Here is a 13221-nt window from a genome sequence, read left to right as displayed (position 1 = left end):
GGACAGTGGCCCTTGGCACGTATATACCCCCTGCTCATCAGCGCCGACGCTCGGCGGGGCGGCGTCGGCCGGCAGTCGACACCCCGGCCGCCGGTGCCGGTGGCAGGTCTCACCGCTACTTGACGGGGTGCTACTTGACGGTCGTCACCGGGGCCGAAGTCTGCCGAACGACGGTCTCGGCGACGCTCCCAACGATGATCCGCGAGATTCCCGTTCGTCCGTGGGTTCCGATAACGACGTGGTCGACATCGGTCTCCTCGGCGTACTCGCTGATCGCCTGACACGTCGGTCCGATCTCGGCGGCGCAGTGGATCGAGACGCCGTACTCCGCGGCGATCGACTTCGCGGCCTCCAACCGCTCCGTCGCGATGCGGAACACGCGCCCGTTCTCTTCCGACGGGAAGTAATCGGACGAGTAGCCGGTCTCGTCGATCACCGTCAGGACGGTGACGTCGGCCTCCGGGAAGTTCTCGAGCGTGTGCTCGAGGGCGTGCCGTGCCGGCGTGGAGCCGTCGAAGGGGACGAGGATGTGCGAGTTCATACTGTGCTATTTGTTGGCGATGACCAATGCTGTTGTGCTGGCATCTGCCGCCGTGATGGTGAGATGAGGGGTGAAACCGCTCGAGGGAGCGATGCCGACGACGATGTGGAGAGACGACTCTCGACGAGTACCGACGGCGCAGAAGTTTGCGAGGGCAAGAGGCTCGCTCTTGCCGCACTGTGGTGAGTGCGAGGGGAGGGGATCGAACCCACGAACGTCTACACGAGCGGATCTTGAGTCCGCCGCCGTTGACCGCTTGGCTACCCTCGCACGCGGTGGCTGGTTATCACCTCACGAGGTTAAATCGTCCGATTCGCGCGCGAGCGTTGGAAACGCTTAGGGTGCCACATCCGGTAGCGCGGAGTGTGAGCGAGAATCGCGTCGTTCAGGGGCGTATGGTCACGGCCGAGAAGCTCGCCGAGCTGGTCGAGGGCGACTCCGTGATGGAAGTCGACTCGATCGAAGAAGCCGACAGGGAGTGTCCGGACTGCGGCGGCAACGTCCTCGAGGTGACGTACATGCCCTCTGTCACCGAACTCGTCACCGGCTGGAAGTGCCAGGACTGCGACTGGAGCGAGACCGATCGGGACTAACACACGTCCACGCTAGGAACTATCGCTGCGTCGGCTATCTACAGGAGCGTGAAGCTGTTCGGCAGTCGAAGTAGAAATCTGTGATCGGTTTTGGCGATTTCCGCCGTGATTACTCGGTAACTCAATTCTCGAACTCGAGCGACCACTCGCCTCGAGTCTGGACGTGCGCCCACGAAACACCGTCGATATCGGCACGAGCCTCTCCTTCGAAGCCCGACTCTTCCATGAACGCGTAATCCATACCGAATAGATCACCGCTGTCTTCCTCGAAGACGAGGACGTCGAACGTACTGTCGCTGTCGGGGTCGCGGTGCTCACCAGCGAGCGTGACCCCGTTATTTGCCTCGAACGGGCCGACGATCGTCGAGTGTTCACCCGTTACGGATACCGGGAGCGATCGAACTTCTTCCTCCGGTGATTGGGGCTGTGCGACGGAGATTGCCCACTCGCCGGGCGAGCTGACGTCGAGGAGATACGCTCCACGTTCAACCGTCTCTACGCTTCCACCGGTCACGACTTCCGTATCTTCGCCGAATAGGATATCGAAAATGACCCATCCGACACTGTAATCGCCGTCGGTCTGTTCGAGATCCGCTTCGAGGCCCTCGTAGTCACCTACCTCGCTCTCGTACACGAACATCATGAGCCCGTGCTCGAGTTCGAACTCGTCCGTTACTCGACTCCCCTCTCCAGTGAACTCGGCAGCGACGTTGGGATCGAATGGGAGTGCGGCCAGTTCGTCCAAATTGCTGATCTGATAGAGTTCGTCATCAGCGATATCGTGAACGGATTCGTCCCCTCCATCTGACTCGTTACTCGAGTGGTCGTTAGCTGCGCTCACCGTACGGCTCGCAGTCGCCGCGCTTCCGACGAGTACCAGGTATTGGCGTCGGTCCATACCGTTCCCCGACTCTGTCCAAACGTATGGTACCGTAGCCAGTAAAATCAGGGAGTACTCGCATCATAGCGGACAGTTGAACTCGAACACGGCTCGATTTTCCCAGAAGAGTCGGAAGATCGGACGCCAGTGACTGCTTCCAGGAGGGGCCACGGAACCGAACCGCTACTGGTACATCCGTAGCGGCTGGGCCTGCGAACTCTCCTCCTCGCCGATCTGTTGCATCTGCTGGGCGAACTGCTCGCGCTTCTTCCGGATCTCCTCCGCGTGGTCGATCAGGTCACCGACGTCGACCGAGAGGTCCGCGATGGGGGCGATTCCCTCCTCGATGAGGACGCTCGCGGACTCGGGATCGGGGAACTTCGGATTCGACTCGACCACCAGCCCGACGCTGTCGTACTCGCGCTGTGCGGCGCGGTTGATGAGCGCGCCCGTCGGCCCGGTGACGACGCCGTCCTCGGGCGGGAGATCGATGTCGTGGTCCTCGAGCGCCTCGGCGGCGTCGCCGGTGCCGACGCCGTACATGTCCGGCGTCTCCTCGCGTTCCGCGGGGAGACCGCTGAGATACATCGGGAGCGCCTCCTGCGAGACGATCCACTCCGTCAGACAGTTCGCGACCGAGTCGACGGCCTCCGATTTGATCGGCGCGTCGCTGCGGAGCGCGAGCAGGTCGTGCGCCTCGCTGACGTAGATCCGAACCGGCGGTCTGACCGTTCGATCGCCGCCGCGGTAGATGCCGACCCGGGGGAGCCCCTCGCAGTCGACGCTCGCGTAGTAGTCCATCTCGAGTTCCTCGATCAGGTGGTCGGTCGCGATCTTCCCGACGAGCCCGAGTCCCGGAAACCCCTCGACGAGGACCGGGTCCTCGAGGTCGACTGCCGGACCCTGTAGGCGGATCTGTCCCATACACGAGACGACTGTCGGCGACGGCTTAAAATCGAGGGCAGCGGATACCGGCCGATTCGTGACGACACCACCGCGTTCGACGCTTCGAAACCCACAAGCGCGGGGGCTTCCAACGGCGTGGCAATGGAGCCACTCGAGCGGTATCGACCGATCATCGACGACTTCGACGCGTTCCTCGCAGCCTGCGAGCGGCCGCTGGGCAACGCCGCCCGCGTCAACACGATCAAGGCCTCCGTCGAGCGGACGCTCGCGACCCTCGAGGACGAGGGCCTCGCGTACGAGCAGGCCGACTGGAACCCCCGCGTCCTGCGCCTCGAGACGGGATCGCCGGGATCGACGTGGACCTCGTTCCACGGCTTCACGCACGGGCAGGAGGAGGTCTCGGCGGTGCCGCCGGTCGTCCTCGATCCCCAGCCCGGCGAGCGGGTCTGGGACTGCTGTGCCGCGCCGGGCGGGAAGGCGACACAGATCGCGGCGCTGATGGACGACGAGGGGACCGTCGTCGCCAACGACAACAACCTCGGGCGCATCTCGGCGCTCCGGTTCAACGCCGAGCGCCTCGGGGCGACCAGCCTCGCCGTCACGAACGACGACGCGCGCAACTACTCCCTGCGGCGCTTTTCCTTCGACGAGTTCGACCGCGCGCTCGTCGACGCGCCCTGTACCTGCGAGGGGACGATCCGGAAGAACCCCGACGCGCTGGACAACTGGTCGGAGGGGGCCATCGCCTCCGTCGCGGGCGTCCAGAAGGGTATTCTCCGGCGGGCGGTCCAGGCCACCCGCGAGGGCGGCACCGTCGTCTACTCGACGTGTACCTTCGCCCCCGAGGAGAACGAGGCCGTCGTCCAGCACGCGCTGGACGAGGAAGACTGCCGCGTCGTCGACTTCGATATCGGCCTCGAGCACTCGCCCGGCCTGACGGAGTGGAACGGCGAGGAGTTCGACTCGAGCCTCGAGCGGGCGATCAGGATTTACCCCCACCAGAACGACACCGGCGGCTTCTTCGTCGCGAAACTAGAGGTGACCGCCTGATGTCGGACGAATCGACCGGAGACCGCGAGCAAAACGACGGGCAGCGCTTCGACCGACTCCCCGCAACGCCGGCCGAGCGGACCGTCGAGGGCCGAGTCAGCCGCGAGGCGGTCGTCGACTACTTCGACGATCGGTTCGGCATCCCGCCCGAGACGTTCGACGACCACACCTTCTGGGAGAAGGGCGCCGGCAAGATCTGGATCTACGGCGGCGAGGCGCCGACGCCCCTCGAGATCGAGGCCATCGGGATGACCTGTCTGCGGACCCGGCAGGAACACTGGAAGCCGACGACGGACTTCGTCCAGCGCTTCGGTACTCACGCCACCGACTGCGTGATCGAACTCGACCGCGAGGAGGCGCGAGCGTTCGCGACGGGCGAAGATCAAGAGATTCCCCGCTGGGACGGCGACTGGGGGTATCTGATCGGGGCCCACGAAATCGGGGTCGGGCCGGAGGGCCGACCAGGGCGAGACGGCGATAGCGCGGAGCTTCGCTCCGCGAACCGTTCGAGCGGGCAGAGCACGCGAGAAGACGCCGTCGAGCGAGGCAATCTGGAACCGATCGGAATCGGCCTCTACGTCCACGGCGAACTGCGCTCGATGGTGCCGAAGGGCCGACAGCGCGAGCTATAATCCGGGGATCCGCTGAGACCGCGCCTCTTCGGGGTTTGAACTCTCGATGTTTCGCGAGCGGACGTCGAACGCGGCGACTGCGGTAGACTGTCGCAACCGGGCCACCGAACGCGCTATCGTTGTCGAACGCGCGCCGCGGCCTCGCCCTCGAGGAACCGTCGAACCCAGCCGTCGAAGCCCGCCTTTCGCTCGAGGAAGGCGCCGTGACGGGCCCCGGTGAACATCGCGAGTTGCGAGTCCGGCAGCCCCTCGTGGGTCTCCCGGAGGATCGTCTCGGGGAAGAAGGGATCGTCGGTGCCGCCGATGACGAGCGTTCGGGGCTCGATTTCTGCGAGGCTCTCCGTCCCGTCGTAGTCGTGGACGGCGTCGAGCGAGATCGACACGTCCCGAGGATCGGCCGGGTTCGGCGGTCGGACTCGTCCGACGGTCCGGGAGAGCAGCGGCACCGCTCGCCCCAACGGGCCGGTGAACATCTCCTCGTAGAGGCGCGCGCGGATCTCGGTCCACTCGCCCTCGAGCGCGAGCCGGTGGAGTTCGCGGACGATCGGTCGGCCCGCCCCGGCGAGTCGACAGCCGGAGACCCCGAGGGCGAGTCGATCGACCAGATCCGGCCGCTCGCGGGCGAGTTCCTGTGCGATCAGGCCGCCCATCGAGAGGCCGAGCACCGACGCGGAGCCGACGTGCTCGGCGAGGACGTGCTCGTAGTCCCGGGCCATGGCCGCGATCGATTGGTGATCCTCGAGCCCGCGCGGCCGACTCACCTGATAGACGGTGTAGCCGTCGAGGAACCGCCGGAACGTCGCGGCGGTCGTCACCGCGTCCGTGCGGTCGTACTCCCCGTCGAACATCGCGTCGCCGACGCCTGGGATCACGAGCAGCGTCTTCGGGCCGGTGCCGACTCGCACGTACGGAATTCGGCCGTCGAACTGTCCGGTGTCGAATCGCCGCGTCAGTGCCGTTCCCATGCGACTGTCGCCTCTCGAGGTTACGGACGTGGGCAACCCTCAAAACGGTTGGACGCGCTCGTGCCATGACGCCTCGTGTGTGAGATAACTATGGGATTCGCTCAGTGCGTCTGCGGATGGCTCGACGCTTCGAGAGAAGTGGATGGCGAAGAAAACTGTCCTGCTATCGTGGCAACAGGGAGTAGCCACTTCCTCCCCAACCGATTCGCTCGTTCGCAGGCTCACTCGCTCATCCCTCGCACGAATTTGTCAGCCGCCCTCGCTATCACTCGGTCGGCCGACGGCGCGCGCCACAGCACGCCGGTTCCTCAACGGAGCGTAATCGGTTCTCAGCCAATACGCACCGAGTTGTTCCCACCTCGATTTGAGGAAAGGAACTGCCTTCCGGACTACTGAAGGCGTATCGGAGTATGCAGAAGGTTTTTCTCCGAACATGATTCACGTATTATCTATGACAAAACCGTCCCCGACCGGACCAGGATCGGATGCCTACGACATCTCCACGGTCGACCTCGATGACGACCGATACGAGGTCAAGCAGTCCGCAATCCGGAACAAATACGTCGTCCGTGACAGCGCTGCCGACGTCGTCCTGCGAGGGAAGCAGAAGCTGTTCAAACTGAAAGAGGAGTTTCCGTTCGTGACCGGCGACGGCGAGGATGCGTTCACCGTGAAGGCCGGTGGCATCATGGACGTCGCGGGAAACTACACCATCACGGACGCGGGCACCGACGAGGAGGTCGTCGTTCTCGACGAGGACTACTCGCTGTTCGCGGAGAACTGGACGATCCGAGACCCCGACACGGAGGAGTCGCTGGCGACCATTCGATCGAAGAGCAAGCTCCTCTCGGCGCTTCGGCACCTCGTCTCCGTCGCGAATCTCGTTCCCAACAAGTACGAGATATTCGACGCTGACGGCGACCACGTCGGCGACATCGAGGGGAAGTTCTCGCTGCGGGACGCCTACACGGTCAGCATCGACGACGCCAGCGACGTTCCGAAAGAGGCGGTGATCGCGTCCGCGTGCATCCTCGACGCCCTCGAGAACGAGTGACCCTTCGCTTCCGTTACGGAGACAGGTCCGGCAGCCCCGCCTCGATCTCCTCGCGGCGGTCCTCGAGCCACTCGGGGAGGACGAGTCGCTCGCCCAGCGACTCGAGGTCCTCGTCGACGGTGTAGCCGGGCGACTTCGTCGCGAACTCGAAGAGCACGCCACCGTACTCGCGGGCGTAGACCGATTTGAACCACTTGCGGTCGATGATCTCGGTCGGCCGCAGCCCCCGGTCCATGAGGAACTGCCGCCACGCCTCCTGCTCATCCTCGGTCACCTGAAAGGCGACGTGGTGCACGGTTCCGGCGCCGGGAATTCCCTGGGGCGCCTGCGGGTCCTCGAGAACGTCGACGACGTACCCGAGGTCGCCGTCCGCTTCGTAACGCTTGCGCGTCCCCTCGCGGTCGGTCTGGCGGTACCCCATCGCCTTCAGCAGGTCGCCGGTCGGATCGGCGCTCGTCAGCGAGAGCGTCACGCCGAAGAAGCCCCGGATCGCGTGGGCGTGGGGTACCGGGCTCTCCGGGAGGTTCCCGGCCGGCGCGTCCGTGCGGGCGACCAGTTCCAGCGGCAGGCCGTTCGGGTCGGTAAACGGGAGGACGGTGTCGCCGAACCGGTCGCGGGGCTCGTCGGGGTCGGCGCCGGCGTCCTCGAGTCGGCTTCGCCAGTAGTCGATCGATCCCTCGGGGACGAGAAACGAGACGGTGCTGGCCTGCCCGGAACCGACCTGGCCGGCGCGGGCGTCCGTGTAGGGGAAGAAGGTCATGCTCGTCCCCGGCGACCCCTCGTAGTCGGCGTAGAAGAGGTGGTAGACCGAGACGTCGTCCTGATTGACGCTTTTCTTGACGAGACGCAGGCCGAGCGTCTCCGTGTAGAACGCGTGGTTCCGTCCCGGATCGCTGGCGATTGCGGTGACGTGGTGAATTCCTGGCGTGTCAGCGGGCATACCCCTTTCTACGCCGTCGGGCGTGAAAACGCTGCGGCAGGGAGTCGAACGTCGGACGCGACAGGGAGTCGAGCGCGCGACGCGGCAGTGCCGATCACGACGTCGCGGGGAGCAACGTCGATTCGTTGAACCAGAAGGCTTCGACCGCGTGACCCAGTTCCGCGAACTCGCCCGGATCGCTGGGCTTCGTGAGGTAGGCGTTGGCGCACAGGCGGTAGCTCTTGGCGATGTCCTCCGCGTCCTCCGAACTCGTGAGGACGAGCACCGGCGGTGCCGTCAGTTCCGAATCCTCCTTGATCGTCTCGAGGACCTCGAAGCCGCCGGTCCGCGGGAGGTTGAGATCCAGGAGAACGAGGTCGATTTCGGCTCCCGACGGATCGTCGTGTTGCTCGTGGAGGAACTCGAGGGCTTCGTCACCGTCGCGAACCGCGTGGAAGGTCGTCTCGACGTCGGCTTCCCGGAACGCCTCCCGGATCAGCCGGACGTCGCCCGGGTTGTCCTCGACGAGGAGAATACGGATCGGAGGAGAGGGGCGGTGATCGCTCATATACGTACACTGACACCAGATCCGGATAAGTCTGGTCACTAAAGACGTTGGAACGACGCCGGTGCTGGAATCGCCACTGATCGCAACTCGACCGAACCGCGGTACGGGCGGCAGTCGACCGGCGGATCCTGACAGCGAGCGGGGGGATACGGCACCGGGTCGAAACCGGTGGTCGGTTCACGAACGCGAGCGACTACTCGAGCGAGACCGGAGGGAGGCCGTCGTCCGCGCCGGTTATCGCTCGACGAGCGTGCCGCCGGCCAGCCCCTCCCACTCGACGCGGTAGCCGAGTTCGGCGAGGATCGCGCTCGAGTCGGTGATCCCGTACGCCTCGAGCGCGTCCTCGGCGTCGGCGAGGTCCATGCCCGCCTCGAGGTCCTCGCTCAACGATTCGAGGACGGCTGGCCGCACGAGCGTCCGGCCCACTCGCTCGTGCTCGGGGAAGGCGACGTCGGCCAGCGCGTCCTCGCTGACGCCGCGGCGCTCGGCAAGGGTCTCGAGCGAGACGACGTCTTCGTCGGGGGCGAGTTCGTCCGGCAGCGCGGCGGCGCTCTCGGCGACGAGTTGGCGCTCGTACTCCCGGAGGACGGCGGCGACGTCCTTCAGACGGACCGTCCCGAAGTAAGGAATCGCCCGGAAGTCCCGCGCGGCGATCTCCTCGCCGACGCCCAGCGACTCGTCGACGGCGACGATCAGTTCGACGTCCTCGAGATCGGCGAGCTGCGAGAGTTTCTTCTCGACGTACTCCGGCGTCCAGAACCCCATTATCTCGAAAAATGCGCGAAACTCGCCGTGCTGGTAGTCGAACGCGAAGTCGGGAATCATCACCCGCGTCCCCGTCGCGAGCGGTTCGGGTTCGCGCACGAGGTCCCACTCGAGGTCGAGGTTCGAAAAGCGGGCGGCGAAGTCGGACTCGACGCCGCTGTCGAAGGTGACGTCGGCGACCGGTTCGGCGTCGGGGACGCGGACGGGATCCTCGTGGGACAGTTCGAGCGTCCGCTCGGTTCCGCGGTCGTCGATCGTCGCCTCGAGGTGCCACCTCTCCGCCTTCGCGACCGTCCGCAGGAGTCGCGCGAAGCGGGTCCCGTACCGCCGGGTCGCCCGGAAGAGGCGAGTCGGACCGGTGACGATCACCTCGCGTTCGGCGACGCCACCGCTCCCGCTTTCGCTCTCGCCACCTTCGTCCCCCAGCCGCCGAATCTCGTACATCAGCCGCAGGCGCTTGATCGCCGAGATCAGCGCCTTCGGATCGCTCGAGCGGACCCGGACCTCCGTCGCGTCGAAGAGGGCGGTCTGTGCGAGCGATAAGTTATACTGGCTCACCAGGCCGTCGGGATCCCACCGCGAGTCGAGGTCGACGAGGACCTGTCGCTCCTCGAGGTCGGCGTACAGCGCCCGCTCGAGGTCGTCCGCGGAGATGCCGAGCGATTCCCCGGCGCGGATGAGCGCCATCGCGCGGTCGTCGTCGGAGACGACGCCGACCGCTTCGGCGGCCTCGAAGGCGGCCCGACGGCCCCGCTCGGGGTCGACGATCGCCTCGGTCTCGAACGTCGCCTCGCGCTCGAGCAGGGTCGAGAGGCCTCTCACGAGCTTGAAATCCACCGATTCCGTCTCGAGGTCCGCGAGCGCGTCCTCGAGGGCCGCGCGGGGTTCGCCGACGTGACCCTGGTAGGTGCCGATGACGCGGGCGGCCAGCGGCCGGTGCTCCCGGTCGGCGAACTGCGGCCGATAGCCGCCGGCACGCGAGACGCGAAGCAGGTCCTTCGTCAGCATCCGCCTCACACTCGGCGCGGCAGGTGCAAAAGTGACGCGCAACTGAACGGCGACGACCGGCGGAGCCGACCGTCGACGCCGCCCGTCGGGGGTTCAGGCACCGACGTTACGGCGAACCGGACCGAACGGGCGAGTATGGACGATTCGGACCTCCGGATCGCGTACGAGACCCACGACGGCGTGCGGGAACTGATCGACTGCCTGTTGCACACCCTCGAGTCGATCAGCCTGAACTTCGACCGCTGGGACGAGCAGTACGTCAAGGGACCGGGAATGTACGTCGCCGTCGTCGCGGGGCCGTCGGTCGCGGAGTTCGCCGACCCGATGGGCCACAACACGTGGCCGACCGATCGCTGTCGGAACGTCTGCATGGACATCGAGACCTTCTTCGAGACGGCCCAGCAGGTCGCGATGAACCAGGACGGCGCGGTCGTCGTCAGCGTCGACGGCGTCGTCCAGGAGCAGATGGTTCGCTTTACCGACCTGCTGCCAGGCGAACTCGAGCGCGTCGACGTCGCCGAGACGGAGTACGAGGACTGGATGGGGTCGCGTCACATGAGCGCGCTGGACACCTCGCAACGACCGAACGTGATCTCGACGCTGACGCTGAGCGAGGAGACCGGCCGCGTGACGATTTTCGAGGACGGGGAGTTCGACACCTACCGGCGGACGGAGCTGGGTGGGCAGTGGAACCCGCGCGTACTCCTGACGAGGCTGAAGAAGCAGGCGGCGTCCGTGTCCGACGTTACTGTCCGGGCGCCTCGCCGTTCTCACAGTCCGAGACGAAGTCTCCGGCCAGCGGATGGTCGGGATACAGGTCCAGAACGGTCTCCATCTTCGCCGTCGAGGTCTCGCAGTCGCCTCGCCAGTAGGCCTCGAGGCCGTCCTCGTAGGCGAGTTGCATCTCTCCGGCGGTGTTCTCAACCCCGAGCGTGTTCAGGAACCCCTTCGCGATCTCTATCGGCAGCCCGAACTGGATGTCCTGGATCTGGACGTCGATCGGGCTGAACGTCGCAACGCCGACGACCTCGCCGTCGCTGTTGTACATGGGACCGCCGCTGTTGCCGCTGTTGATCGCCGCGTCGGTCTGAATCGAATCGATGCCGGTATTGAGCGTCCGCCGCGAACTGACGATGCCAGTGGTCATCGTCGGCTCGAGGACGGTGTCTCGATTCTCGAAGAATTCGCCGATTCCGATATCGGGGTAGCCAATGACGAAGAGGTCCTCGCCAGTCCCGACATCGGTCGCGTCTCCGAGCGTCACCGTCGGAAGGTTCTCTCCGCTGACGCTCAGGACGGCGATATCACGGCCCATGGACGGCTCTCCGCCGGTGTTCTTGTAGACCGTCCCCTCGGTCTCGACGGTCGCCGCCCAGCTCTCGACCTCGAGGTCGTCTTCGGGTGTCGCACGACCGTTCAGGACGTTCACCGCCTCGGAGATGCCTTCCACGCCGGCGTACTCCTCGTAGTACGCCATGGCCTCGTCGAACAGGATATCTTCGATCCGCTCTCGCTCCGTGTCACTCAGGCTCTCGTCGGAAGCCAGGTCCTGCCGAAGCGAGTCGCGCTCGTCGATCGCGAATCGCCGATAGAGTCGTTCTTCTGCGTTCTGGTGGGCTCCGACAACGTGTGCGTTCGTAACCACGTAGCCATCGGGCGAGACGATAAAGCCCGATCCCGTCCCGCCGCTTCGGACCGATTCTTGTTTCGTCGAGCCGTTCGGTTCGGGGACGACAATCAGATCATCGGCCACCGGAACGGGACCTCGTTCGTCGGCCTCGATTTCCTCGCGTTCGTATCTGATCCGGTGGGTTCCGTCGAAGTAGAGGTCCAGAACCGGTAGCGACGCGTCCGTTTGGACGGAGTACTGCCACTCCTCCGTACCCCCCGACTCATAATCGAGATACAGATAGTCGTCCCGTCTCGCATACTCCCCGGAATAGCTGTAGTTCGGTCCCTCGAGCGCGAATTCGCGATCATCCGAGAAATAGGCGTACTCGTCACCGTCGGACCGCCAGACGCCGAGGAGGTCCTGATCGACGGTATCGACCCACCTAGCCGAGGGCCACGTCACTGACCCGTCGACGATGTGCTGGACGCTAACGATGGCGGCCTTGTCCCGCTGGAAGATCTGTTGCTGGACGTTCGGCGGATCGGGCGTCGGTTCGGTGGTTTCCGTCTCCGACCCGGTTTCCGTCGGTTCGGTCTCGTCTCCGTCGTCGGAACAGCCGGCAACTGCGACGCTCCCCGCTACTGGAATTGCACACAACAGCCGTCGCCGACTCACGGTGCCTTCGCTATCCATTAGATACGATGAATTTCGATGTTACTTATAAGTATTCTCTGGCCGACCGATCGACTTCCCGACGGACCGCGATGCTATCGCGTCGAGGAGTCGTTCGAGTCGGTACTCGTATCGACGAGCGGCCGCCCTCGCGGCTCACCGACGTCGGATTACGTCGCTTCGCCTGGGGCTGCTCACTCGGATTCGATCGCGTCCTCGCCGAGTCGCTCGCCGCAGTTCGGGCAGCGGTCGTAGCGGAGGTCGCGGCTCGCACGGTGGACCGACTCCATCGCGTCGCGGATCCGTCCTTCGGCCTCGAGTTCCGTCTCGTGGGAGAGGTCCGCCCCTTCGACTTCGATCAGGAACCGCGCGACCTCCGTCGCCTCGGAGGCGATGTCGTCCAGTTCGCCGGCCGTGAAGAAGTCGGCGTCGGCGCCGTAGAGGAACGTCGCGCCGGCCTCGCGAACCTTGTCCTCGAAGGAGCGACGAGACTGGTAGACGGCCTGTCGCGTGTACTCGTCGTCCATGAAGGGAACGAGGTCGGGGAGGTGCTCCCCGATGGTCGTCATCTCGACCCCCCGTTCTGGTCCGAAAGTCGGCACAGAGGCGCGCGACCGCCCACTCGCGGGGTGTGAAGGCGACGCGATCGCGGAGGAACTCGGCGACGCGGTCGTAGTCGGCGCCCTCGAGTCGCTCGAACCGATCGGTAGTCGATGCACTGGCGCTGCTCCGGGAGGATGACTGCGTCTCTTCGGGCATGGTGGTTTTCTGCGGTTGCCCGCGTCACGTTCAGGGGTCCGACGAGGATAACGCTGTCCGTCCGCCGGATCGGGCGATCCGACCGGTCGCATTCATCGCCGATCGGCCGCGGAGTACGGCGATCGAAACCGACCTTTTCGACGTTTCTCGCCCCTAATTCGACCAGGTTCACTTCCACTGTGCTACGCGAGTCCTTTTCCCCGATGATCCCCTCCCTCCCATATGGTCCTCTCGAAAACCAGCACGGGACTCACAGTGACGAACGTCGAGACGAGAGTGGCGCCGCAACTCCAGTCT

At 65.3% G+C, this 13221-nt stretch carries 12 protein-coding genes, 1 tRNA gene and 2 pseudogenes; 5 read left to right on the top strand and 10 right to left on the bottom strand.

The annotated features are described in order from the left end of the window. Positions 1 to 130 precede the first annotated feature (130 nt). Together J0X25_RS35870 and J0X25_RS35865 are read right to left on the bottom strand one after the other, a co-directional pair. Positions 131 to 541 (bottom strand): universal stress protein, encoded by a 411-nt coding sequence (locus J0X25_RS35870; RefSeq protein ID WP_207288656.1) that lies wholly within the window; start codon positions 539 to 541, stop codon positions 131 to 133. Between the two features lie 187 nt (positions 542 to 728). After that, positions 729 to 811 (bottom strand) — tRNA-Leu (locus J0X25_RS35865). A gap of 95 nt (positions 812 to 906) precedes the next feature. Here J0X25_RS35865 and J0X25_RS35860 point away from each other — a divergent pair. Then, on the top strand, positions 907 to 1134 hold the full coding sequence (locus tag J0X25_RS35860) for a DUF5795 family protein (RefSeq protein ID WP_207288655.1): 228 nt from the start codon (positions 907 to 909) through the stop codon (positions 1132 to 1134). A gap of 121 nt (positions 1135 to 1255) precedes the next feature. Here J0X25_RS35860 and J0X25_RS35855 read toward each other — a convergent pair whose 3' ends face one another. Continuing rightward, positions 1256 to 2032 carry a hypothetical protein gene (locus J0X25_RS35855; RefSeq protein ID WP_207288654.1) on the bottom strand — a complete coding sequence of 259 codons (777 nt, stop codon included), beginning with the start codon at positions 2030 to 2032 and terminating at the stop codon, positions 1256 to 1258. Between the two features lie 165 nt (positions 2033 to 2197). After that, complete coding sequence (locus tag J0X25_RS35850; RefSeq protein WP_207288653.1) at positions 2198 to 2938, bottom strand: proteasome assembly chaperone family protein; 741 nt, start codon at positions 2936 to 2938, stop codon at positions 2198 to 2200. Between the two features lie 123 nt (positions 2939 to 3061). Between J0X25_RS35850 and J0X25_RS35845 the strand changes: the two genes are divergently transcribed. Together J0X25_RS35845 and J0X25_RS35840 are read left to right on the top strand one after the other, a co-directional pair. Then, on the top strand, positions 3062 to 3970 hold the full coding sequence (locus J0X25_RS35845; RefSeq protein WP_207288652.1) for an RsmB/NOP family class I SAM-dependent RNA methyltransferase: 909 nt from the start codon (positions 3062 to 3064) through the stop codon (positions 3968 to 3970). Further along, positions 3970 to 4602: a DUF7122 family protein gene (locus J0X25_RS35840; protein ID WP_207288651.1), complete on the top strand. Its 633-nt coding sequence runs from the start codon at positions 3970 to 3972 to the stop codon at positions 4600 to 4602. Before J0X25_RS35845 ends, J0X25_RS35840 begins: the two co-directional genes overlap by 1 nt. Before the next feature lie 113 nt (positions 4603 to 4715). On the opposite strand, the gene J0X25_RS35835 is transcribed toward J0X25_RS35840, so the two are convergent. Beyond that, a complete protein-coding gene (locus J0X25_RS35835; RefSeq protein ID WP_207288650.1) occupies positions 4716 to 5567 on the bottom strand; it encodes an alpha/beta fold hydrolase in 852 nt (283 codons plus the stop codon). Positions 5568 to 6018: 451 nt separating this feature from the next. Between J0X25_RS35835 and J0X25_RS35830 the strand changes: the two genes are divergently transcribed. Further along, positions 6019 to 6621 (top strand): LURP-one-related/scramblase family protein, encoded by a 603-nt coding sequence (locus J0X25_RS35830; RefSeq protein WP_207288649.1) that lies wholly within the window; start codon positions 6019 to 6021, stop codon positions 6619 to 6621. A gap of 13 nt (positions 6622 to 6634) precedes the next feature. Here the strand turns inward: J0X25_RS35830 and J0X25_RS35825 are convergent, their stop codons facing one another. From J0X25_RS35825 to J0X25_RS35815, 3 genes are all read right to left on the bottom strand, one after another. Beyond that, entirely contained in the window at positions 6635 to 7561 is a 927-nt protein-coding gene (locus J0X25_RS35825) for a ring-cleaving dioxygenase (protein ID WP_207288648.1), read from the bottom strand. Between the two features lie 94 nt (positions 7562 to 7655). Continuing rightward, on the bottom strand, positions 7656 to 8108 hold the full coding sequence (locus tag J0X25_RS35820; protein WP_207288647.1) for a response regulator: 453 nt from the start codon (positions 8106 to 8108) through the stop codon (positions 7656 to 7658). Between the two features lie 234 nt (positions 8109 to 8342). After that, positions 8343 to 9881 carry a DUF790 family protein gene (locus tag J0X25_RS35815; RefSeq protein WP_207288646.1) on the bottom strand — a complete coding sequence of 513 codons (1539 nt, stop codon included), beginning with the start codon at positions 9879 to 9881 and terminating at the stop codon, positions 8343 to 8345. Positions 9882 to 10016: 135 nt separating this feature from the next. Here J0X25_RS35815 and J0X25_RS35810 point away from each other — a divergent pair. Next, a pseudogene (locus J0X25_RS35810) lies at positions 10017 to 10574 on the top strand (diadenylate cyclase); the annotation flags it as partial. Positions 10575 to 10626: 52 nt separating this feature from the next. Here J0X25_RS35810 and J0X25_RS35805 read toward each other — a convergent pair. Beyond that, the gene (locus J0X25_RS35805) at positions 10627 to 12186 is read right to left on the bottom strand and encodes a S1C family serine protease (protein ID WP_207288645.1); all 1560 of its coding nucleotides are present in this window, start codon (positions 12184 to 12186) and stop codon (positions 10627 to 10629) included. 173 nt (positions 12187 to 12359) lie between these two features. Continuing rightward, a pseudogene (locus tag J0X25_RS35800) lies at positions 12360 to 12924 on the bottom strand (DUF5806 family protein). Between the last annotated feature and the right edge of the window lie 297 nt (positions 12925 to 13221).

This window comes from Haloterrigena alkaliphila (assembly GCF_017352155.2).
In the GTDB taxonomy this organism is placed as follows: Archaea; Halobacteriota; Halobacteria; order Halobacteriales; family Natrialbaceae; genus Haloterrigena; species Haloterrigena alkaliphila.
This window is presented reverse-complemented; position numbering and strand designations above follow the sequence as displayed.

What these genes read in the sequence shown, in the direction of transcription:
- J0X25_RS35870 (WP_207288656.1), bottom strand. Translation starts at nt 541, where the DNA reads ATGAACTCGCACATCCTCGTCCCCTTCGACGGCTCCACGCCGGCACGG.
- J0X25_RS35855 (WP_207288654.1), bottom strand. Translation starts at nt 2,032, where the DNA reads ATGGACCGACGCCAATACCTGGTACTCGTCGGAAGCGCGGCGACTGCG.
- J0X25_RS35850 (WP_207288653.1), bottom strand. Translation starts at nt 2,938, where the DNA reads ATGGGACAGATCCGCCTACAGGGTCCGGCAGTCGACCTCGAGGACCCG.
- J0X25_RS35845 (WP_207288652.1), top strand. Translation starts at nt 3,062, where the DNA reads ATGGAGCCACTCGAGCGGTATCGACCGATCATCGACGACTTCGACGCG.
- J0X25_RS35840 (WP_207288651.1), top strand. Translation starts at nt 3,970, where the DNA reads ATGTCGGACGAATCGACCGGAGACCGCGAGCAAAACGACGGGCAGCGC.
- J0X25_RS35835 (WP_207288650.1), bottom strand. Translation starts at nt 5,567, where the DNA reads ATGGGAACGGCACTGACGCGGCGATTCGACACCGGACAGTTCGACGGC.
- J0X25_RS35830 (WP_207288649.1), top strand. Translation starts at nt 6,019, where the DNA reads ATGACAAAACCGTCCCCGACCGGACCAGGATCGGATGCCTACGACATC.
- J0X25_RS35825 (WP_207288648.1), bottom strand. Translation starts at nt 7,561, where the DNA reads ATGCCCGCTGACACGCCAGGAATTCACCACGTCACCGCAATCGCCAGC.
- J0X25_RS35820 (WP_207288647.1), bottom strand. Translation starts at nt 8,108, where the DNA reads ATGAGCGATCACCGCCCCTCTCCTCCGATCCGTATTCTCCTCGTCGAG.
- J0X25_RS35815 (WP_207288646.1), bottom strand. Translation starts at nt 9,881, where the DNA reads ATGCTGACGAAGGACCTGCTTCGCGTCTCGCGTGCCGGCGGCTATCGG.
- J0X25_RS35805 (WP_207288645.1), bottom strand. Translation starts at nt 12,186, where the DNA reads ATGGATAGCGAAGGCACCGTGAGTCGGCGACGGCTGTTGTGTGCAATT.